The following is a 21,123-nucleotide window of genomic DNA, read 5'->3' on the forward strand; positions in this document are numbered from 1 at the left end:
AAAAAAGGAGTAACTATGACAGATTATCGCTGGCTTTTTTGGTTGACACTTGGGCTTACGGTGGTGCGGTTTTTGTGGAAACAGTACCTGAGGTATCTCAGTTACACCTATCTCAAAAAGCATCATAAGGAGATTCCCTCCATTCTGGAAGGGGCTTTTTCACCTGAGGATATGGAAAAAATCGAGGCATATACGCTTTCCCGGATGAGGTATGGAACCTGGTCGGGTTTGTTTGATTTTGTTGTCATGCTCTGGTGGGTGTTTGGGGGAGGCTTTCTCTGGCTTTATCAGCTTGTTGTGAACTGGAATCTCTCTTTTGTATGGACGGGTGTTGTGCTTGCCTGGCTTTCCACCTTGTTTTTTATGGTGGTGAATATCCCCTGGGATCTGTATGAGGATTTTGTATTAGAGGCAAAGTTTGGGTTTAACACCATGACCTGGAAAACATGGATAACTGATCTTTTCAAGGGGATTGTTCTCTCTGTGGCTTTGGAACTCCCTTTACTCTGGATAGTGCTCTCTGTGATTCAAGGGATGCCAACTCTCTGGTGGTTTGTAGCGTGGGTGGTGTATACGCTTTTTGATATTCTGGTGATATATATTGCGCCGTATGTGATAGATCCTCTCTTTAACAAGTATGAACCGCTGGAGAAAGAGTATGGTGATCCTATCCTGGCATGGGCGGAAAAACAGGGAGTAAGTGTGAAAGCAGTGTTGAAGATGGATGCTTCTCGAAGAACCAAGCATTCGAATGCTTATTTTACGGGTATAGGACGGGTGAAGCGGATAGTTGTTTTTGATACCCTTCTTACACATTTTTCTCTCGAGGAGATTCTTGCGATCCTTTCTCATGAACTTGGTCACTGGAAAAGGCATCACATTTTGAAGCAGTTTCTTTCTTCTCTATTTCTCTCGCTTGTGGGATTGTATCTGGTGTATATGATGCTTCAATATCGCTGGTTTTCCCAGGCATTTGGGGTAGGTCAGGAGTTGATTTTTTCAGACAGAGGTTTTTTTGCTGAGGTGTTTTTCCTTGGAGTATTCTTGGCAGGGCTCGGCATCTTTTTTGAACCACTTGCGGCATATTTTTCGAGAAGGCGAGAGAGAGAAGCGGATAGCTATGCTGTAAAAACGATGGGAGAAGCCAGGTCGCTTCAGTCAGCGCTTATTAAACTCTATAAGGAAAATCTCTCCCCATTTCATGTTCATCCCTTTGTGGTGAAGATGACCTATAGCCATCCACCTTTGCTGGAAAGACTCCAGTTTTTAACAGAGGAGGAGAAAAAGCTTGCCCGATGATACATCTTCCTCTGAAAATACGAAGTCAGTTGAAAGAATGGTATGAAAAAGGTGAGCCTTTTTTGTTCGTTGTGGACTATACGGGAGAGAACGGAAGACTCTGGAAGCTTTCCGATGTGCCTTCTGAAAGGGTGGTATACCAGATTGGGGAAATAACCAATCGAAAGCCTGTATCTCTTTCCGTTTCGCTGGACGTGGTTTGTCCGATAAGTTGGGAAAGGTATCACAAGGCATTTGAACGGGTCCAGTACTATCAACGAAGAGGAGAAAACTACCTGCTAAATCTTACTTTTCCTACGGAGGTGGTTCTTTCCCGTGATCTCTGGGAGGTTACTCATGCTGTGCGTGCTCCCTTTGTTCTCGGGATAAGGGATGAGTTTTTGGTATTTTCTCCTGAGATGTTTGTGGTTATAGAGGGGAAAAAGATTGCTACTTTTCCCATGAAGGGAACGATTTCGGCGGATTGTGAGGAAAACCTTGCTCTGCTTTATGACGATCCCAAGGAGGCCGCCGAGCATGTTGCGGTGGTAGATCTTCTCCGTAATGATCTTGGGAAGGTATGTCGGAAGGTCGAGGTAAAGCGTTACCGTTACTGGGAAAGGGTTGTTCATGCTCGGGGAGAACTCTACCAGACAAGTTCGCATATCGAAGGGGAGATTCAGCCTGATATAGGGATAGAAGAGGTGTTTGAGGCGATTCTCCCTGCGGGATCGGTGACAGGGGTTCCCAAACCACGCGCATGTGAGATTATAGCCGAGGTGGAGGGATATGAAAGAGGGTGGTATACAGGGGTGTTTGGACTGTTTGATGGGCAACGTCTTGTGAGTGCCGTGATGATTCGTTATCTGGAAAAGCAAAAAGAAACGCTTTTTTATAAATCAGGGGGAGGAATTATGGTGTACAGTGATGCCAGAAGAGAATATCAGGAACTTCTGGAGAAGGTGTATGTACCCGTTTTTTGAAACTATTTGCCTGGAAAAGGATGGTTTTCATCTTCTTGCCTATCATCAAAAGCGACTGAATGATGTTTTTTTGAAGTTTTATCCGGGAGAAAAACCCTGGGAACTTAAAAAACTTCTCCAGCCTGTTCCAAAAGTGCAAACAAAAACAAAGTGTCGTTTTGTTTATGGGAAGGATGGATATCAGATATTTTATGAGCCGTATACTTTGAGAAGGATAGAAAAGGTCAGGATACTTGAAAAGGACATAAGCTATCCTTATAAATTTACTGACAGGGCAGAGTTTGAGAAGTATGCTTCCCTCTGCAAAGATGGGGAAATGGTGGTATTTTCCCGTGAAGGACATATCACGGATAGTCTTGTGAGTAATGTGGTGTTTTTTGATGGAAAACATTGGATTACTCCTACGACATATCTTTTAAATGGAGTGAAGCGGCAGTTTTACCTTGAGAAACATCGTATCCTTGAAAAGGAGATAACTATTCAGGATATGAAGAGTTACACTCATATAGGGTTTATTAATGCGATGATTGATCTGGAAGAGCTTGTCCTTCCTATAACCGCGGTGGAGGTAATCCATGGACTGGAAGAGTTTTGAGAACAGACTCGAATGCTCGCTTGAGTCTTTGAAAGATGTTGCTAGCGGTGTAACAACCCTGATTGTGCTGGGGTCGGGTCTTTTTGAGGTTGCTCGGCTTGGTGAGGAGGAAAAAAGTATCCCCTTTGAAGATATCCCCTATCATCCAAAGAGTTTTGTACAGGGGCATCCCGGGAAGTATGTGATTTCTCGTTTTGGAGGGGAGAGGGTGGTATTTTCGCTTGGGAGGGTACATCTTTATGAAGGTTACCATCCTCTGGAGGTTGTGTATGGCCTCACCTTATGGGCGCGTCTGGGAGTAAAAAGGGTTATTTTGACAAATGCGAGTGGAGGGATAGGAGAGTATGAAGTGGGAGACGTTGTTCTCATAGAGGACCATATCAATCATCAGGGTACCTCTCCACTCATAGGATGTCCACTTCCTGCACGGTTTGTGCCCATGATAGATGTGTATGATCAGGATGTGATCACCTACCTTCAGTCGATAGGGGTGAAAACAGGTGTTTATGCTGGTGTTCTTGGGCCGCAATATGAGACACCGGCGGAAATTCGCTCACTCAAGATACTTGGGGCGACACTGGTAGGAATGTCAACCGTTCAGGAGGCGATCATGGCGAAATTTCTCGGCTTGAAGGTATGCGGATTTTCTCTTGTGACCAATCGTGCGGCGGGTTTGGGTGGTCATATTCCCAATCATCAGTCGGTGTTAGACATAGCCTCTCAGGGTGCAAAAAGAATGCGAGAACTGGTGACAAAGGTGCTGGAATATTGGAAAGAAAAATGACAGGATTTTCGTTTTATCAGGCTTCTCTTGTGGATGAAGAGGTGATTACGGATATTGAGAGAAAGTGTTTTGGAAGTGCCGATGCGTTTCCTCGCTGGCAGATACGCAGACTCCTGACCAATGTTTATGGATCGGTACTTTCGGAGATTTTGGTTTTTGAAGGAGAAAAGGTGGGTTGGGGATGCTGGATGACGCGCAAGAAGAGCCGTATCGTGAGACTGTATTCTCTCGCGGTGCTTCCTGATTTTCGGGGAAAAGGCATAGCGGAGGCGTATCTTTGTACAAAATTTAGGGAGTTTTCAAAACACTATCGCTTCTGTCATCTTGAGGTGCGGGTCTCCAATGAGCGAGCACTTAAACTCTATAGAAAACTGGGGTTTGTTATTGTGAAAGAGTTGCCGGGTTACTATGGTGAGGAGGATGGCTACAGGATGAAACTTGATCTGCATTCTTACATGTCACTGTAGAGGTTACTTTTAGGAAGATCAAGGGAGAGATCCTCTATATCTTTCTCTGAAAGATGATTGAAGGCTATGCCGTAAGCGTACTCTTCTGCATCGATTTTTCTTCCCCACACAAGCGTTCCTTCGAGAGGAGTTGGCTCTTTGTGCGAATTGGATTTTTTGATTTGAATGTGAATTGGTGTTTCCAGGGTAAACACGTGTTGAGAAATGATTCGGATTCCACCGAGGGAGGCATTTTCGGTAAAGGTATGTTCATGAATCGTTTTATTTTCCTGTTGATAGGAAAGCCACACCTCCCACTGACGGGGATGACGGATGTGTTTTCGACGGTCCTTGGGAGCAACGATGACTCTGTTTTTTCCTTCAAATTTTGCCTGGTAGAGAGCCTTGTCAGCCTGGGCTAAAAGATCGGGGATAGTACCTCCCATATCCGGGAAGGTGGCGATTCCCCCACTAAATCTCACGCCATGTTCAGCAAAGAAGGGATGATCGTGAAGACGGCGAATGATCCGATTGGCAAAATACGAAGCACGCTCGCTATCGGTTTCCGGTAAAAGGATAAGAAACTCTTCACCGCCGTAGCGACAGAGTATATCCTCAAGTCGGATGTGGGAGCGTACAAACTCGGCAAATCGTCTGAGAACCTCGTCTCCGAAGAGGTGTCCCCGGGTATCATTGATTCTTTTAAAATCGTCTAAATCAAGAATAAGGATAGAAAATTTTTTATTGTACCTGAGACTTCGGTTTATTTCTTTCTGGAGGCTGAGTTCCATGTATCGACGGTTAAAAACTCCCGTGAGGCTGTCTATCATGGCCATTTCTTCTGTTTGTTTGAAGAGATGAAATTCAATGATTATTGGATGGGATATGAGGCGGTTATAGTTGATGAAGTAATCGACGATAGGGAGGCGCAGTCCCACGGGCCGCTGGAGTTTGGTTGTCAAGAATTCCGCATGTTCTATAATATGAATCCAGTGGTTAAAAGCCTCTTCCTCGGAGAAGTTATAATGGACAAAGAGGGCAAGAAGGGAAGAAAAAAAACTCTCTCGTTTGGAGGTATCTTTTTGCAGTTCCCTAATCCTTGAAAGGAAGTAAGGGAGATGAACCTTTTCCTCTTCTTCAAGGAAGGCCAAAATACGCTCTACAAGAATCTGTACTTGTTCATTCATAAAAACGTCCTCCGCGTTAAACCTTTCTCTTTTAAGTTATCGGTAGAGACTGTCTAAAGTTTAGTAAAGAAAAAGTGTAGAAATTTTTACGGTAAAGATACATAACTTCTATTGGATATATACTGCTCTACCATATCAGGTGTTATACTTTTTGTTTTGCATATCTGTTGGTAGAATTTTGCTGAGTTTCTCCATGAACGTGTTTGGGTTTCGTACTTATTAGCCAGAAGGCCAAAAGAAGCAGATTCTCCTTCTATCCACTCAAAGTTGTCAATAAGTGTCCAGTGGTAGTACCTTTTGACGGGAATACCCTGCTGGATGACGGAAGCAACCTCTTTGAGATGATCGTAGAGAAATTGTGGGCGAAAACGGTCTTCTCTGTCACAGGTTCCGTTTTCTGTAATAAATATGGGAAGTTTGTAACGTTTCCACACGCGTTTAATAAGAAGAGAAAGCCCTCTTGGATAGATTTCCCAGCCAAGGTCATTGGTAGGAGCACCTTGAGCTACGACTCGTTTGGCAAACAGTTCCGGTGGGTTCCATATAAATTGAATTTTGTCTCTGGAGTAGTAATTGATACCTATGAAGTCCTGGAAATTTCCTTTCCCTCTCGGATAACCAGAACCAAGTGGCGGGAGGAATTTTCCTTTTCCCATGGCTTCGAGGAATATGCCTTGAAAGACAAAATCATTGAGAAAGGCGCTAAAATGGTCGAGAGGGGAGAAAGGAGAAAGGGGAGAGAAGACCCGCAGATGATGGGCTACACCAACGAGGGTTGGTTCTTTTTCTGATTCTTGGAGAGAATGGATGAGTTTGTATGCATCAATGTGGGCAAGACTGAGGTTTCGTGCGGCACGTATCATGGCATTACTGTCCTGTTTTCCAGGAGGCCAGGATCCCAGAACATACCCGTAAGAGAGGTAAACATTGGGTTCATTGATTGTAACCCAGTCATTCACAAGATGCTTGAGATTACTCACCACAAACTCCACATAACGGAGAAAATCGCTGATACTGCTTTCGTTTTCCCACCCGCCTTTATCCTCGAACCATAAGGGATGGGAAAAATGATACAGGGTCACAAGGGGGCGGATGTTGTATTTTGCAAGCAGGGAGATTTCTTCGATATAGTGTTCGATACCCTCCCGGGAGAACTTTCCTGGTTCTGGTTCGATGCGGCTCCACTCAAGTCCCATGCGATGGGTTTGTACCCCTAACTCAGCCAAAAGCTCAATGTCCTCTTTGAAGCGTTTCCAGTGATCGTTGGCGCGGAGGGGGGATGTGTGGTCTTTGATATGTCCCTGTTCTGCCCATCGATACCAGTTGTTGTTTTTGTCTCCACCTTCGATCTGAAGCGCTGCTGTTGCAGTCCCAAACAGAAAGTCTTCGCCCAACTTGCAACCTAATGCTCTAAAACTAAGATGTATCAAGGCTTTCATCTTTTCGATTTTCCCTTTTAGGTAACACGGATTTTTTCTGAAAGAAGGGACATTCCTTATAGTTCAGGGCATGATATATCTCCCTTACACGAACGATGGGTTTACTGCATTTCTTTATGTAAATCGTCCTCCCTGTCCTCGTCTTCATCTCACTGGTAATAAGCTTCTGCGTGTTCATCCTCCTGACTATATTACTCCAATCATCTCTTATCCCCTTCGCCTTGAGCTTTTGCCTTATGGTGTTTACAACCATATACGCAAGGATACTCCCATAGATGTGTGCCTCTGAATAGATGTCTTTTGACTGAAACACTGAATGTCTCTATCTTCCCTCAATGTGTTGTATATCTTCCATATCGTCTCTTCATCTTCCCCCTTGAGGGTGGTGCGGATAAAGTATGCCCCAGGCACCTTCACTCCTTCCACCCTCTTCCACTTAATCTCCGTCGCTATCCCATCCTTCTCCTTTATCTTCACCTCGTACAGACGGTTCACCGAGGGGTATCTCTCTTTTAACCTCCCAAGCCTCTCATATACCTTCTCTATCCTCTTTATCCCTCCCTTCCTCTCTATCCCCCGCTTGATAGACTCTCAGCCCCTCTTCATACCTCTTTGAGAGTTCCTCTTCCATGCTCTGCTCTTTGAGCGCCTTCCCTTGCTCTTTATATACAAAAACCTGTCTTCATATCCTTCAACTTCTACCCATTGGGCAACAATCTCATTGCCTCTCCTGTCTGTAAGCCTTCTGCCCTTCTCCTCTATCTCAGCTATATGACGGTCTTTCATCTTCGCAAGGGATACACATACATAGTCCCTCTTTTGCTCCCGTAACATCCTGAGATTCTCCTCAGTGGCTATCCCTGCATCTATTACTATCACAGGACAGTGACCCTCCGAAGGATATCGCTCCTCCATGTCTTTAATAGTCTTCTTCAAAGTCTTACTGTCCCTGATGTTTCCTTCATAGATATGGCTGTATCGGATGAAACCCATCGTGTCTGTCACCAATCCCAATGCCATAAGCTTTGCATCATTACGCCTCTCTTTGCTCCGACCAAACCTCGCCTTCTCACTATCCCTCTTCTCCCCCTCAAAATAGAGATTCGTTAGATCATAGAGTATTATCTTGTCTTGCGGTGTAAATAACTCCCCAGTGCGTCTGGCCATCCATCGATCTATCTCCTCTTTGGCTTGATAAAGCTTTCGGCTCACTTTGTAAAGATGGTGCCTGCTTACACGCCCAGGCTCTACCCCATAAAGTTCACTTAACCCACTGTTTTCCTTCAGCCATTCCTCTGTCTTGTGCTCAGAAGCAGGAAATACCGCACGGGCAGTTATGTATATCATCGCCATCTTAATCCATCTCTCCTCCCACCCCAATTCACCCAGATATCTCGATAACCCTAACTCCTCAAGTGCCTGCCTGCATAACCACTCAGCACCAACCTCACGAGCATCATTATGCTCAAGACTGTTTACATCTACCTCCTGATAGTCATGAGACCCCTCATCTGCTGCCTCTGTGCTTACAAGGGATTCCTTTGGTATATCCAGTAACCCCTTCTGTATGATAATACTGGCATAATGCTGAGCAAGGTTTTCTATCTTTTGGGGTATCTGTGAAACAAAAAGGGAAGGCCTCTTGTAAACAATCTGTTCAATCCTGTCAGCAAGAACTTTATGGTCTGATCTATCAGGAAGTTCTTCGAGCTTACCAAGGTTGAGAATATTTCTATGTCTTACAGTATTACCGAGGCGATAACTCTCACAGAGGCGGTAGTAGGTATACCGTTTACCAGTCTTTCTGTTAGGTATGGATATAGGTTTAACGAACATGAGTAGAGTATAGCATAGGAGTGGCAGTAATGTCAAGTAGAAACTATTATTTAGGGACTACATACTAATTTCCAGAAACGATATTCATAAAAATCAAGGGGTTAGGAGCTTAAGATAACCCAAATTGGAGGATTTTTGGGGTAAAATGTTGCAAGTTGGGTTCGGGAAAACGGATATCTTTCATGATTTTCCTCCTAGAGTTCTATGCTGGTGTAGAAAAATCCATAGGGATGTTTGTGGATGGACAGGGGCTTTCCCTGGTATTCGAGGGGGGAATCCTGCAGTGAAACAAGAAAAAGTTTTCCCCCGGAAAATGCGTGTGAGTGGAGTTCGTACGAGAGGTGGGTGTTGGTACATGCAAGAGAAAGAAACCCATGACCCGGGAAGAGATGTTCCGTACTTCCTCCGTACTGCCACCTCTCAGAGGGGAGAATATGAAGAAGAATTCTTGTAGCATAGGGAGGTACCGTGTAGGTTTTTTGATGATAATTTTCCTGAAGAGGGTCAAAAAATATTCCTTCTGGGAGTTTTTGAGAGAGGGTTTTGTTTCCGGTATTGATGATAAGAAAGGCAGAACAGAAGGGAAGTTTTACCCATCCTGTATAATAGGAAGCGTAGATTTTTACAGGTCCAACTGCCTGCAGAGAACTTGATCTTGGTCGGAAGTTGTAGATCTCATGGTGTTGAGTAAGAGACTCGACAGGTGGTTCAGCAAGAGGAAACTGGAGACGGTAAAGATTTTCTGTCTGAGAAGAGTATTCCCCTACATTGTCCGAGGTAAAAAGAAGTCCTCCAAAGAGCTGATTTACCATATAGAGAGTGTATTTTTGTTCATGAGAGAGGCGGTTATTGGTCTCCCGTAAGATGAAAACATCCGGGTCGTTGATGAAACCGATGCGGTTGAGAGGGAAACGCCCAAGAGTTGTCGTAATCGCCTTGATGGTAGAAATTCTCTCGCGGAAGTGGATACGGGCGGGGCGTATGTCCTCCCAATCGAGCCCAACATCGCACCCGATGCGACAGTAATCCACCTTTCCTAAAGCACTGGTGATAGGGACGCCACATCCAAGGATGGTTTTGTCCTTGCAGAGCTCTCGTATCCACGAGAGGGCCTGAGCCATCTGGGAGGCTCTTGTTTTGCCATATGAGGGTTTGATGCTTGCCGCATAGAGAAAATCAAGTTTTACCATGTCAAATCCCCATTCGTGGAGAACGGTGTGAAAGACTTCTCTGAGATAGTTCTTGACCTCTGGATGATCGAGGTCAAGGGCGTAGAAGTCCCCGTTCCAGTTTTCACTGTAACCTGCAATCACAGGAGAACCATCGTCGTATCGGAGAATCCACTCGGGGTGCTTTTGATAGATGATGGACTTGCTTTCACAGATAAAAGGGGCAAGCCAGAGTCCTGCCCGAAATCCCGCTTCATGGATGGCATCGGCGATGTATTTCATCCCATGGGGAAAGGATGGTTTCAGAGAGAGCCAGTCGCCCACGGCTGTTTGATAGCCATCATCTATCTGAAAAATGTTGATGGGAAGTTTTTTCTCTTTGAAGGATTTGAGGTTACTCAGGATAATTTCTTCAGAAATATTTGTATAATAGTTGTACCAGCTTGTCCAGCCACTGATTTTGGGAAGTTGAGATGGGCTTAAACCATACATTTCAAAGTATCTTTTCTGGGCATAGGAGAGGTTGCCGCTGGTAAAAAAAAGTGAAAGAAGGTTGGTGATACTACCAGCATTCATTTCCCATCCTTCCACATCTCGAATAATTCGTAACACTCTTTTTTCAGGATGGTGTTCAAAAATGGTGTACGCAGAATTCTCGTCCAGCGACCCTACAAGGTGCCAGTTTTCTCCCTGCCCGGAAAGCGTCCACCCGTGACTGTGAAACTGTCCTTTTTTGCGGGTATAGTCATAAAAATGGTAATCACCGTAAAACTCGAGGTGGTATTGGGCATAGGCAAATCGCAGATGAGGTGGGAGTCCTGGGATTTTCTCTTGCTGGGTAAACTCCCGGGAGTCAGACCAACTCTGAAACCCATGAACAAAGATGCGATCTTTTTTGGTATAATTCCAGGGGATAATAACCTCCAAAGAGAGAAGACGGATAGGGACTTTGTTTGAGAGGATGAGAGAGTTTTCTTGTGTTTGAAGGGAGAGGTGTTCATTGACAAGGGGGGTGTTGCCCGTAAGGGTGTTTTTTTTACCTTGGTATTCGTAGGTGAGAGTAATTTTTTTCCACACCATAGGAAAACTCCTGATGTTGATGGTTTATTGTATTGTATTCCCCCTAAAAAGTCAAGTGTTTTTGTTATTGTTGGGTTTATCCTTCTTGTGAACGTATTCTCTTGTTTTTTTAGTTGGTTTTTTGAGGGTACGCTCTTCAAATAGGAAAAGGTTAAACGTTTAACCAATGAAAATATTCTCTTGTGTTTTGAGGAAAAAAGGGGATTGATGGTTATCCTTTTTTTTACTTTTTTATAATCAAAAAAGTATGTTGGGGGTTCATTTGGAAAAAAACAAAAATTTGCAAAAATGAGCTTTTTTCTTCATAATATGTGGCTTTATAAAAAGAAGGAGGATGTATGTCTCTTACCCTCAAACCTCTTGAAAATTTTCACAGCAGGTCCGGTCCTGTTCTTCTGGTCATCATGGATGGTATAGGTCTTGGAAAACCAAGCGAAGGGAATGCGGTATACAAAGCGAAAACCCCTGTTCTTGATGAACTTTTCAAGATGCCTCTGTATACAGAGTTGCAGGCTCATGGAACAGCTGTTGGTCTCCCCAGTGACGACGATATGGGCAACAGCGAGGTAGGACACAATGCTCTGGGTGCTGGACGTGTTTTTTCTCAGGGGGCAAAGCGTGTAAATGAGGCCATCGCTGATGGGAGCATTTTTCAAACAGAGGTATGGAAGTCTCTGGTACGTCGTTGTACCGAGGGCAAAGGAACATTCCATTTTATTGGGCTTCTCTCTGATGGGAACGTTCATTCCCATATTGATCATCTCATTGCCCTTTTGAGACATGCAGCAAAAGAGGGGGTGAAACGGGCAAGGATTCATACTCTTCTGGATGGTCGTGATGTTCCGGAAAAGTCTGCGCTTATCTATATTGACAAGCTTGAGGGAGTACTCAAAGAGCTGAAGGCTCAGGGATTTGATTATCGTATAGCCTCTGGTGGCGGGCGAATGGTCACGACGATGGATAGATACTTCGCCGACTGGAATATCGTGAAGCGTGGCTGGGATGCCCACGTTCTTGGCAAGGGGCGAATGTTTTCCTCTGCCCGAGAAGCTGTGGAGACCTACTATGCTGAGGATCCCAAGATTACGGATCAGTATCTTCCTTCTTTTGTGGTTGCTGAGAATGGCAAACCTGTGGGTACCATTGAGGATGGAGATAGTGTCGTTCTTTTCAACTTTCGAGGTGATCGAGCTATCGAGATCTCCATGGCTTTTGAATATAAAGACTTTGATAAGTTTGATCGTGAACGCTATCCTGAGGTTATGTTTGCAGGGATGATGCAGTACGATGGGGATCTTAAACTTCCCTCAAACTTTCTGGTTCAACCTCCTGTGATCACACGAACCGTGAGTGAATATATGTGTGCTGCGGGCATCAAAAGCTTTGCCATCTCTGAAACTCAGAAGTTTGGGCATGTTACCTACTTCTGGAATGGGAACCGATCGGGGTATATTGATGAGAAGCTTGAAACCTATATTGAGATTCCCTCGGATAAGATTCAGTTTGATAAAGCCCCTGCCATGAAGGCAAATGAGATTACCGAAAAGACCATTGAACTTCTCCGGACGGGGGAGTATAAGTTTGGACGGCTGAATTTTGCGAATGGGGATATGGTTGGACATACCGGTGTGATGGAAGCCGCCATTGAAGCCGTAGAAACCGTTGATCGCTGTGTAGGCCAACTTCTGGACGAGGTAAAAAAGATGAATGGGATTGTGGTGGTAACCGCCGATCACGGGAACGCGGATGAAATGTTTACAGAAAAAAATGGCAAGCGAGAGGTGAAAACTGCCCATACGCTTAACAAGGTTCCCTTTATTATTGTGGACTATGGCTATCAGAACGAGTACCACATACGTTCACTTCCGAAAGCGGGGCTCTCCAATGTCGCTGCTACCCTTTTGAACCTTTTGGGCTACAAAAAACCAGAAGACTACGATCCCTCACTTATTGAGTTTTAGGGATTATCCTATGGGGAGTCTTTATCTCGTTCGTCACGGGGAATCTACTTGGAATAAACACAATTGGTTTACCGGGTGGGTAGATGTTTCTCTCACTCCAAAAGGGATTGAGGAAGCATTGGCATGTGGACGAGAGCTTGCCTCTGTATCGTTTGATGTGGCGTATACTTCAACCCTCGTGCGGGCGATGGAAACCCTTCTTTTGGTTCTTGCTTTTCAATCCAAAACCCCTGTGGTTGTTTCCCACAAAGGAAAACAAAAACGCTGGGCAAGGATCTATAGCGAGGAAGCTGCGTCTCGCATTCTTCCCGTGTATACGGACTGGCATCTCAACGAGCGTTACTACGGGCATTTGCAGGGTCTTAACAAAGATGAAACCCGTCGATTATATGGAGAGGAAAAATTTACCCTCTGGCGGAGGAGCTATGATGTTCCTCCCCCAGGAGGGGAATCACTTCAAATGACTGCAAAGCGAACGATACCGTTTTTTCAGCGAGTGATTGTTCCCCTGGTTCAGTCGGGGAAAAACGTTATCATAAGTGCTCATGGGAATAGTCTTCGTTCGATTGTAATGTATTTGGATGGGCTTTCTGCTGATGAGGTTGTGAAGCTTGAGATTCCTCATGCAACGCCTCTCGTGTATGAATGGAAGAATAACTGGAGGCGCGAGAGATAGGATGAGCGAACAAAAAAAGATCCAGAAGCAAAAGATTCCTGTGAGACAGCGAACACCTGAAGAACGTGTGAAGGATTTTGGTGAAGTGGAATACCTCTATTCACCAGAAGAAGCCACCTTAGAAGCCCTTCGCTGTCTTCAGTGTAAAAATCCTCCCTGTGTGGAGGATTGCCCGGTTCATATCAAGATCCCTGTTTTTATTCGCCAGATTGCTGAGAAGAATATTGAGCTTGCTATTCGGACTATCCTCGAGGATAATCCTCTTCCCTCTGTCTGTGGGCGTGTGTGTCCTCAAGAGAGTCAGTGTCAGAAACGGTGTACGGTTGGCCGGATTGGTGATCCCATCCAGATAGGGAAACTGGAACGGTTTGTTGGGGATTCTACCTTGAAACCACTTCCCGAACGGATGAAGAAAAACAAAAAGGTAGCGGTTATTGGTTCTGGTCCTGCATCACTCACCTGTGCCGGAGAATTAGCAAGGCTTGGATATACCGTTACTGTTTTTGAGGCTCTCCACGAAATTGGTGGAGTGCTTCTCTATGGTATACCGGAGTTTCGTCTTCCCAAAGCGGTTCTGGAGCAAGAGATTTCCTATCTCAGAGAGTTGGGAGTTGAATTTCAGACCAATGTGTTGGTGGGAAGAACTCTTCCCTTCCATGAGTTACGAGAACAGTTTGATGCGGTGTTTCTGGGAACTGGTGCGGGGCTTCCCAAGTATCTCCACATTCCCGGAGAAAATCTCAGAGATGTGTATTCAGCAAATGAGTTTCTTACCCGTATTAATCTCATGAAATCGTATATGTTCGGTGAGTATGATACTCCTCTCGTTGTGAAAGGGGATGTGGTGGTTATTGGTGGGGGCAATGTGGCCATGGATGCTGCAAGAAGTGCCCTTCGTATGGGAGCCCGGTCGGTAACTGTTGTGTACCGCCGTGGTCGCAAGGAAATGCCAGCCAGGATTGAAGAAATAGCTCATGCAGAAGAAGAGGGCGTAAAGTTTGCTTTTCTGGCTGCTCCCGTAAGAATAGAAGGAGACAGTGAAGGAAATGTTACCTCTATCGTTTGTCAGCGGATGCTTCTTGGTGAACCGGACGAACGAGGGAGGCGGTGCTTTCTCCCTGTGGAGGGAGACTACTTTGTCCTTCCTGCGAACATGGTGATCAATGCAATTGGGCTTGATACGAATCGTATTCTTCTTGAAACGATCGAGGGACTTGCGCTGGATCAAAAAGGTCATGTTGTGGTTGACGAAAACCTTCAGACCTCTCTTTCTGGGGTTTTTGCGGGTGGTGATGTGGTGCTCGGGGCTGCAACGGTGATTCTTGCTGCTGGTCACGGCAAACAGGCTGCTCATGCTATTGACAGGTATCTTTTTCAAAAATAAATTTTTGTATTCTTTTCATTTTTTCGTTTGTTGTGTCGTATATATATGAGGGAGTTAGAGAGGAGAGGAGGGTGCTATGAAGATGAAAACTCTCTATGTCTTGATGGGAGTGTTTTTCTTTCTGTCATGTTCTCTGAGGGATTATATGAACCAACCCGTCATGAAGGATGCCTATGACGGTCCGATGATTCTTTTTCTTGAGCCGATGGGAGGATATTCGTATCCTGGAAGAGTACGGGTGGTGGCTGATGTTTCTGAGGCTGTCGGCGTGGAGAGTGTTGAAGTGGTTTCCGAGGGACTCAGCCAGTGGTTTCCAGCATTGAACCTTCCTGTATATCGTCTTCATAGCGAGGTGAGTTTTTCTTCTCCGGGATTAAAAACCATCGAAGTAAGGGCAAAAAATAGACTAGGGATCGAGCGCTCTGTATCTCTGGCGGTCAATATTCTAGGACCATCTATAACTATCACCAATGATTTTGCCCACGCGGGGTATATTTATACTGCAGCCAATACTCTTTCTTTGGGTGGGGAAGTGTTTTCGGGTCTAACCAATGTGTTGAGAGTTTTTGTCCGGGTAAAGCGACCAAATAGTGAAGAGGAGGTACCTGCTGTTTTGATGGGAGGATTTTGGGAGACAATGTCACCAGTTGTTCTTAATCCAAACGAGGACGTGGTACTCACAGCATTGGCAGAGGATCAGGGAGGAGTCCAGGCTTCGACACCACCTGTTACGGTTTATCAGGATCAAAGAGGACCGGATCCTGTGATTCTTACGAGGCCAATGAGTAACGGTGTGGAGGCAAATATGGTATTTTTTGAGGGAACTGTAAAAGATGACAAGGTTGGGGCTGCTCGTCTGGTAGCCACAGTAGACAACTGGGTCACTTCGTTTACAAACGAGCTTAACTCCTGGTGGGGAAATAGAGAAACTGTTGCATTTGCCTTTACGAGGTCTTTCCCTCCGGGCATTTATAACCTTCTCTATTACGCAGAGGACTTTTTGGGCAATCGCTCTCAAACGAATACGATAACATTTACCGTGGATGGTACTCTTCCTTATGTGTATGTGACAGGTCCACTGTCAGGTTTCTGTACCAATAAGGACTCGTTTGATGTTTATGGAGAGTATGATAATGCGACTATTCTTCAGTATTCTTTGAATGGAGGTCCATGGCAGAATATCTCCTCTTTTGGAGGAGGAAAGTGGACTAACCTTATCAATTTTATCCCTAATCAGACCAACACTCTGAGGCTCATGGCCATCAGTAACCAGTATACAAACCTTTCTCTCTTGTATAAGTTTCTTATTGATACCCTTCCTCCCCTGGTTACTTTCTATGATATTGGGACGCAGCCAAGGGTGAATGTTTCTTCTCAATCGCGACACATCAAGCTACAAGATAACCTTTCAGGGATAGCCTTTTTCTATGATATTCTTGATGGGTATTGGGGATATGGGGGGATGGGATTTCTTTCCGAAACCAATCTCACCACATGGCTTGGTCCATCCTATGAAGATAACGGCACTCGTGATTTTCCCTTTGGAGCGGTGGTTACCAACACGCTTATCCTTATTGATAGGGCTGGGAATACCAATATAAACTTTTCTCGTGTGGCTCAGGTTTACCCGGCGATTTTTGTCTCTCCGGGAGGAAGTCCTGCCGCCTTTGGGGTTGCTTCGGCACCGATAACTCTTGCCGAGGGTATGGAGACAGCGAAAGCCCTCGGGGTTCGTACCCTGGTTCTTCAGGAGGGAACGTATAATCTGGGTTTGCTCTCCCAACCTCTTCGACCTCAAAACAACATGATGATTGTAGGAGGCTTTGACAACACGTTTACGAACCACGCCTCGTATTCGACGCTGAAAAATACTGGGAAAAGAATCATGGAACTCGTGGATGTTTCTTCTGTTTTTCTTTCTTATCTTCATTTTTCTGGCAGCGGCTCCTCCGTGACTAATGGAGTCCTGTGGGTAACGAATAGTTCGGTCTTTCTTGTAGATAATATCTTTTCCTCAAACCAGGGCAAGCAAGGAGCGGCTATTTATGCAGTACATTCCCAGCTGGGATTAGTGAGTAATCTCTTTACCCGTAATAGGGTACACGATTTTGGAGTTGTTGTGGGAGTAGGATCCTTTTATTTTGGGTTGGGGAATTCCTATCTTACCAACATATCACAAACCATCTCAATCTTAAATAGAGATGTCCAGCTTTGCCTCTTAGGGGGAGCTGCGATTATCAGTAATGAGGTTTTTTCTTCCTATTCGAATGCAGGAAATGTCGATAATATTTTGATCAATGTGTACGCAAAAGATATGGGGACATTTCTTCTTCACGATTGTACCTTTACTTCCGTGATAGGATCGACGAATGGGGTTCATCTCTGGCTTGCAGGGAATATGCAAAATACAAGCATCCTCTCCAATCATTTTAAACAAGGGGTGCAGTATGGAATGATTAAGGAGGGAAACTGGGGTGGTTATGAGCTTCGACAGAATAGTCTCTTTACCAATGGACTACCCATTTTGTGGGCAGAGTTTCTTCCGGCGGCTACTAACCTGATTTTCTCGAATGAGATAACAAAGTTTAATGATCCTGGTGTGACGCGGGCCACACCTGATTCTACCGATAATCAGGCTCTTCCGTAGTTCAGTCGAGCGTGAAAGGAAGAGAAGCAAACTCCTGTTGGTAAATGCGGCGGTAGAAAAAGGTCTTTTGCCAGATGATTTTTACATAGTTTCGGGTTTCCTGATAGGGGATCATTTCTATCCAGAGGGGAGAACGAAAGGGGTAACGTTTTTTCCACGTGTTCACAGCCCCTTCTCCTGCGTTGTAAGCTGCCAGCGCATACGGGATCCAGCCGTAGCGTCTAAAGAGATAAAGGTAGAAGTTATTTCCTAAGAATACGTTATCATCGTAATCATAGGGGCTTGCGCCCGGGATGCCAAGATTTCTGGCAAGTTGGCTCGCTGTTGCCGGCATCAGCTGGGCATACCCGTAAGCTCCAGCAGAAGAGATCACATCCTTACGAAAGTGGCTCTCCTGACGGTAGGCTGAAAGTACCCACAAAGCAAGATTGGTGTTTGAAATGACAGGGAGGATATCTTTCAGAGGATCCAGAGGGTAGAGGGTTTTTTGCCAGTTTTCCGGCATAAGAAGAATACTTTCACGTCCCACATATCGTCGAAAATAGTAATCTAAGCGGGCAAGGGCTATTCCTCTCGCGTCGGCTTTTTCATAGAGGGCATGCCCATACCAGGAAAAACGGTAGCGGTTCTCCGGGGTTTCCAATTTTTTGTCGAGATAAGCCGCTAATTCTCGGGGATAGTTTGTCCAGAGACTATTCGTAAGGGCAAGTAACTCCTCATAGAGTTGTTTTTGTGAGGGAGTAAGTGAAAAATGCGAGGTAAGTACACTTTCCTGGAATTGTTTTAAGTCATTGGAAAAACGACCAGGAAATACCAGTTGTCCTGTAATGTCGTACAGAGCTAACGTCGTGAGAAGTCGCTTGTGAAGAGGAAGAGAAGGGAGAGTGTTTGTCGTATGGGTAAACCAGTTAGTAAACTCAGAAGGATACTGCGCGTGAAGGGGTGAGGCATAAAAATTGGCAACACACCACTCATAACTGTAAGGAGCATCGGAGAGAATACCTAAAAGCAGAGGATACGCCTCTTGTGGTTGATGGTGTTCGAGAAAGAGAAGTGCCCTGGTGAGAGAAAAAGTAGGGTGTGGGGTGGCTTTTTCTCTTCTTTCTAACCAGCTTGGTAGTCTGGGGTCTTTTTTCTCAAGCAGGATACCAAAAACGGCGAGTGCCACATCCTTGTTGAGGATGTTTTTTTCATTTACCTCGTACCACTGTAAAAGGGTTTCTGTTTTGTTCTGTCGGATGAGACTACGCGTGTATTCCCAGTGGAAAACAGAACCAAAACGTACGATCCCCTGGTGGGCGAGTTTTTCTGTGAGGGAGTAGGCACGAAGCTGGTTCGCCCACGTAATGGCTTTCTGAAAATCCTCGATGGTACCAAGGAGGTTGTTCTGGAGAGCTTTTTCTATTTCCTCAATTGCTTGAGAAGGTTTTTTTTTGACGAGAGCGTATTCTACCCTTGCTTTCCATTGACGGGAGGGAGGTAGAGAAGGAATGTACTTTCTTGCCAATTCTTCCACGATAGCCTCGGGTAATTGGGCGAGCCTTTTCCATAAACGCTCCCAGCTTGCCTCTGGCAGAGTGGAAAAATGAACGAGTTGATTTGTAAACTCCTGCCAGCAGACGGTAAGAAGTGTTGCCTGAGTGAGAATGAGAGGGATGGTAGAGGGCTCTTCTGAGAGAAAGCGTTGCCAGAGGGTGTATTGGGTTACAAGAAAGGGGAGTTCTCTCGGTGGCATGAAGTCATTGGAGATTTTCCAGATGTTCCAGAAAAGCATCTCCATATGATTGGTGGAAAGATAGGGATTGGTATGTGCCCGGCTGAGCCAGTTTGTGAGGGTGGGGAGAATATCTTCGCTATGAGGGGGTAAAGGTTTTTCAAAAAGCTTTTGGATAAAAAATGCAAAGAGAAACTGGTGAAAGGGGTTTTCCTGAGGGACTGAGAGAAGCAAGGCTTCTTGCCAGGCGCCAAGACTTCCCTCTATCATGAGACGGGACTGGGCGAGGCGGTACTGGTCTTCAAAGGAGAGATTGGTGGATTGTTCCAGGAGAGAAAGTACCTGGCGATAGGATCCTCTCTGGTAAAGGGCAGCAGGATCAGACGGGGTTTTTAATGGGGCAGTTGTCATTGCTAAAAGAAAAAAAATAATCATGTTTGCTCCTAAGTATTGATTTTATGACCGTAAAGTATAGGAGAAAAGAGCGAAAAAAGCAAATTTACAAAAAAAGAGGGGAGTTTATGGCAGTGTATACTTAATTGTGTCTGGTAGGAAAAAGATAACCTCCTGTGATAATATAAATAAAACTATCACAGGAGGCCAGATATGATTGAGACGAAGAATATTTTAGAGCTATTCAAACCAATTGTCAAGGAAGTATTAGAGAGTATGTTAAAAGAGGAAAGAGAGATTTACCTGGAAAACAATCCTCCCACAAAAGGCAATGGCTTTTACGAAAGGGATTTAAAGACAGCTTTTGGCGAGCTTACAGCCATACGTGTTCCAAGAACAAGGGATAATGGATTTAAAAGTGCCCTTCTTCCCTATCGCAAACGCATCACAGAAGACTTAGATGCATTAATCAGGGCTATGTTGATATCAGGAATGTCAACAAGGAAGATAGCAGAAGTTTTAAAAGAGCTTTATGAAATAAAGATTTCTTATGCTAACATCTCAAGGATAAGCCAGGTAGGCATAGAAGAGATTCAGAAGTGGCGTAGTCGCCCTCTCATGGAAGAATATGCCGTGGTATTTCTGGATGCTATGGTGTTTCCTATCAAGAGAGACAGGGTAGAAAATGAATCAATATATGTAGCTATAGGCATTACACCTGAGGGAAGACGGGAGATTTTAGGATACTGCCAGGAGGCATGGAAAGTGCTTATAACTGGCGGGAAATTTTGCTAGATATAAGAGAAAGAGGTGTCAAACAGATTCATTTTATTGTCTCTGATGGCTTAAGTGGTATGAAAACGTCATAACAGAGATATATCCCCACGCAAAGTATCAGCCCTGTGTAGTCCATGTCATGAGAAACATACTGGCTAAAGTGAGAGTTCAACACAGAAATATCATTGCCACTGAAATAAAAGAGGTATTTCATGCCAAAGACAAACAGGAGGCAGAACAATTGTTTATGAAATTTACACAAAAATGGAAAAATATCTATCCCAACTTAATGAATAACCTCTTGACAATAAGAGAGAATATATTCACTTACATGGAATTACCTGAAGGAATACGAAGCAAGGTGTATACAAACAATGCCCTGGAAAGACTCTTTAAAGAACTTAAAAGGAGATTAAAAACAATGGAAATGTGTCAAAGCGAGGCTTCAGCTGAGAAATATCTTTACCTGTTATTAAGATACCAAAATGAGAAGTTCTTAAAAAGAAAGTTAAAAAATTGGGAGTATTACTTTCAACTCTATCGTGAGCAACACTCATACACCAAAGAAAATATTCACAGCGAGGTTATCCTATGACTAGACACAATTTTCTTGACACAATGGAGTTTATTGTTTCATAAATAAAGACTTCAATAAAGGGGGAAAGTATTTTTCGTTTTTTGTATTTTTAGTTTGGAAAATTCTTGAATGATCAGTGAGAGAAGCTGTTTGTTTTTCTACCCCGTTGCGTCAAATAAAAAAGTACTCGAAATTCG

Annotated in this window: 16 protein-coding genes and 1 pseudogene; 10 read left to right on the forward strand and 7 right to left on the reverse strand. The window is 44.5% G+C overall.

Annotation, left to right across the window (positions count from 1 at the left end):
* Positions 1 to 15: 15 nt before the first annotated feature.
* The 5 genes from KDW03_RS09220 to KDW03_RS09240 are packed head-to-tail and all read left to right on the forward strand — an operon-like array spanning position 16 to position 4,107.
* Complete coding sequence (locus KDW03_RS09220) at positions 16 to 1,299, forward strand: M48 family metallopeptidase (RefSeq protein WP_271434791.1); 1,284 nt, start codon at positions 16 to 18, stop codon at positions 1,297 to 1,299.
* A complete protein-coding gene (locus KDW03_RS09225) occupies positions 1,296 to 2,261 on the forward strand; it encodes an aminodeoxychorismate synthase component I (RefSeq protein ID WP_271434792.1) in 966 nt (321 codons plus the stop codon). Before KDW03_RS09220 ends, KDW03_RS09225 begins: the two co-directional genes overlap by 4 nt.
* On the forward strand, positions 2,245 to 2,856 hold the full coding sequence (locus KDW03_RS09230; protein WP_271434793.1) for an aminotransferase class IV: 612 nt from the start codon (positions 2,245 to 2,247) through the stop codon (positions 2,854 to 2,856). Before KDW03_RS09225 ends, KDW03_RS09230 begins: the two co-directional genes overlap by 17 nt.
* Positions 2,837 to 3,640: a purine-nucleoside phosphorylase gene (locus KDW03_RS09235; protein WP_271434794.1), complete on the forward strand. Its 804-nt coding sequence runs from the start codon at positions 2,837 to 2,839 to the stop codon at positions 3,638 to 3,640. Before KDW03_RS09230 ends, KDW03_RS09235 begins: the two co-directional genes overlap by 20 nt.
* A complete protein-coding gene (locus tag KDW03_RS09240) occupies positions 3,637 to 4,107 on the forward strand; it encodes a GNAT family N-acetyltransferase (RefSeq protein WP_271434795.1) in 471 nt (156 codons plus the stop codon). Before KDW03_RS09235 ends, KDW03_RS09240 begins: the two co-directional genes overlap by 4 nt.
* Here the strand turns inward: KDW03_RS09240 and KDW03_RS09245 are convergent.
* From KDW03_RS09245 to KDW03_RS09270, 6 genes are all read right to left on the reverse strand, one after another.
* Complete coding sequence (locus KDW03_RS09245) at positions 4,092 to 5,273, reverse strand: diguanylate cyclase (RefSeq protein WP_271434796.1); 1,182 nt, start codon at positions 5,271 to 5,273, stop codon at positions 4,092 to 4,094. The two genes, KDW03_RS09240 and KDW03_RS09245, sit on opposite strands and share 16 nt — an antisense overlap.
* Positions 5,274 to 5,359: 86 nt before the next feature.
* Entirely contained in the window at positions 5,360 to 6,712 is a 1,353-nt protein-coding gene (locus KDW03_RS09250) for a glycoside hydrolase family 1 protein (RefSeq protein ID WP_271434797.1), read from the reverse strand.
* Positions 6,690 to 6,965 (reverse strand): hypothetical protein, encoded by a 276-nt coding sequence (locus KDW03_RS09255; RefSeq protein ID WP_271434798.1) that lies wholly within the window; start codon positions 6,963 to 6,965, stop codon positions 6,690 to 6,692. The genes KDW03_RS09250 and KDW03_RS09255 overlap by 23 nt, the downstream gene beginning before the upstream one ends.
* On the reverse strand, positions 6,956 to 7,207 hold the full coding sequence (locus KDW03_RS09260; RefSeq protein ID WP_271434799.1) for a hypothetical protein: 252 nt from the start codon (positions 7,205 to 7,207) through the stop codon (positions 6,956 to 6,958). Before KDW03_RS09260 ends, KDW03_RS09255 begins: the two co-directional genes overlap by 10 nt.
* A 96-nt stretch (positions 7,208 to 7,303) precedes the next feature.
* The gene (locus KDW03_RS09265) at positions 7,304 to 8,548 is read right to left on the reverse strand and encodes an IS1634 family transposase (protein ID WP_271434800.1); all 1,245 of its coding nucleotides are present in this window, start codon (positions 8,546 to 8,548) and stop codon (positions 7,304 to 7,306) included.
* 194 nt (positions 8,549 to 8,742) lie between these two features.
* Positions 8,743 to 10,797 (reverse strand): glycoside hydrolase family 36 protein, encoded by a 2,055-nt coding sequence (locus KDW03_RS09270; RefSeq protein WP_271434801.1) that lies wholly within the window; start codon positions 10,795 to 10,797, stop codon positions 8,743 to 8,745.
* Positions 10,798 to 11,135: 338 nt separating this feature from the next.
* Between KDW03_RS09270 and gpmI the strand changes: the two genes are divergently transcribed.
* From gpmI to KDW03_RS09290, 4 genes are all read left to right on the forward strand, one after another.
* Positions 11,136 to 12,758, forward strand: coding sequence for a 2,3-bisphosphoglycerate-independent phosphoglycerate mutase (gene gpmI, locus KDW03_RS09275; protein WP_271434802.1), 1,623 nt, complete (start codon positions 11,136 to 11,138; stop codon positions 12,756 to 12,758).
* Positions 12,759 to 12,768: 10 nt separating this feature from the next.
* Positions 12,769 to 13,434 (forward strand): histidine phosphatase family protein, encoded by a 666-nt coding sequence (locus KDW03_RS09280; protein ID WP_271434803.1) that lies wholly within the window; start codon positions 12,769 to 12,771, stop codon positions 13,432 to 13,434.
* A gap of 1 nt (position 13,435) precedes the next feature.
* The gene (gene gltA, locus KDW03_RS09285) at positions 13,436 to 14,818 is read left to right on the forward strand and encodes an NADPH-dependent glutamate synthase (protein WP_271434804.1); all 1,383 of its coding nucleotides are present in this window, start codon (positions 13,436 to 13,438) and stop codon (positions 14,816 to 14,818) included.
* A gap of 76 nt (positions 14,819 to 14,894) precedes the next feature.
* A complete protein-coding gene (locus tag KDW03_RS09290; RefSeq protein WP_271434805.1) occupies positions 14,895 to 17,465 on the forward strand; it encodes a hypothetical protein in 2,571 nt (856 codons plus the stop codon).
* A gap of 1 nt (position 17,466) precedes the next feature.
* On the opposite strand, the gene KDW03_RS09295 is transcribed toward KDW03_RS09290, so the two are convergent.
* Positions 17,467 to 19,614: a lytic transglycosylase domain-containing protein gene (locus tag KDW03_RS09295; RefSeq protein WP_271434806.1), complete on the reverse strand. Its 2,148-nt coding sequence runs from the start codon at positions 19,612 to 19,614 to the stop codon at positions 17,467 to 17,469.
* 219 nt (positions 19,615 to 19,833) lie between these two features.
* On the opposite strand from KDW03_RS09295, the pseudogene KDW03_RS12555 reads away from it, so the two are divergent.
* Positions 19,834 to 20,944, forward strand: a pseudogene (locus KDW03_RS12555) (IS256 family transposase); the annotation flags it as partial.
* Between the last annotated feature and the right edge of the window lie 179 nt (positions 20,945 to 21,123).

The organism is Thermospira aquatica (assembly GCF_023525255.1).
Classification (GTDB): Bacteria; Spirochaetota; Brevinematia; order Brevinematales; family Thermospiraceae; genus Thermospira; species Thermospira aquatica.

Excerpts from the sequence above, each read along its gene's own strand:
- KDW03_RS09220 (WP_271434791.1), top strand. The coding sequence starts at position 16 with ATGACAGATTATCGCTGGCTTTTTTGGTTGACACTTGGGCTTACGGTG.
- KDW03_RS09225 (WP_271434792.1), top strand. The coding sequence starts at position 1,296 with ATGATACATCTTCCTCTGAAAATACGAAGTCAGTTGAAAGAATGGTAT.
- KDW03_RS09230 (WP_271434793.1), top strand. The coding sequence starts at position 2,245 with ATGTACCCGTTTTTTGAAACTATTTGCCTGGAAAAGGATGGTTTTCAT.
- KDW03_RS09235 (WP_271434794.1), top strand. The coding sequence starts at position 2,837 with ATGGACTGGAAGAGTTTTGAGAACAGACTCGAATGCTCGCTTGAGTCT.
- KDW03_RS09240 (WP_271434795.1), top strand. The coding sequence starts at position 3,637 with ATGACAGGATTTTCGTTTTATCAGGCTTCTCTTGTGGATGAAGAGGTG.
- KDW03_RS09245 (WP_271434796.1), bottom strand. The coding sequence starts at position 5,273 with ATGAATGAACAAGTACAGATTCTTGTAGAGCGTATTTTGGCCTTCCTT.
- KDW03_RS09250 (WP_271434797.1), bottom strand. The coding sequence starts at position 6,712 with ATGAAAGCCTTGATACATCTTAGTTTTAGAGCATTAGGTTGCAAGTTG.
- KDW03_RS09255 (WP_271434798.1), bottom strand. The coding sequence starts at position 6,965 with ATGGTTGTAAACACCATAAGGCAAAAGCTCAAGGCGAAGGGGATAAGA.
- KDW03_RS09265 (WP_271434800.1), bottom strand. The coding sequence starts at position 8,548 with ATGTTCGTTAAACCTATATCCATACCTAACAGAAAGACTGGTAAACGG.
- KDW03_RS09270 (WP_271434801.1), bottom strand. The coding sequence starts at position 10,797 with ATGGTGTGGAAAAAAATTACTCTCACCTACGAATACCAAGGTAAAAAA.
- gpmI (WP_271434802.1), top strand. The coding sequence starts at position 11,136 with ATGTCTCTTACCCTCAAACCTCTTGAAAATTTTCACAGCAGGTCCGGT.
- KDW03_RS09280 (WP_271434803.1), top strand. The coding sequence starts at position 12,769 with ATGGGGAGTCTTTATCTCGTTCGTCACGGGGAATCTACTTGGAATAAA.
- gltA (WP_271434804.1), top strand. The coding sequence starts at position 13,436 with ATGAGCGAACAAAAAAAGATCCAGAAGCAAAAGATTCCTGTGAGACAG.
- KDW03_RS09290 (WP_271434805.1), top strand. The coding sequence starts at position 14,895 with ATGAAGATGAAAACTCTCTATGTCTTGATGGGAGTGTTTTTCTTTCTG.
- KDW03_RS09295 (WP_271434806.1), bottom strand. The coding sequence starts at position 19,614 with ATGATTATTTTTTTTCTTTTAGCAATGACAACTGCCCCATTAAAAACC.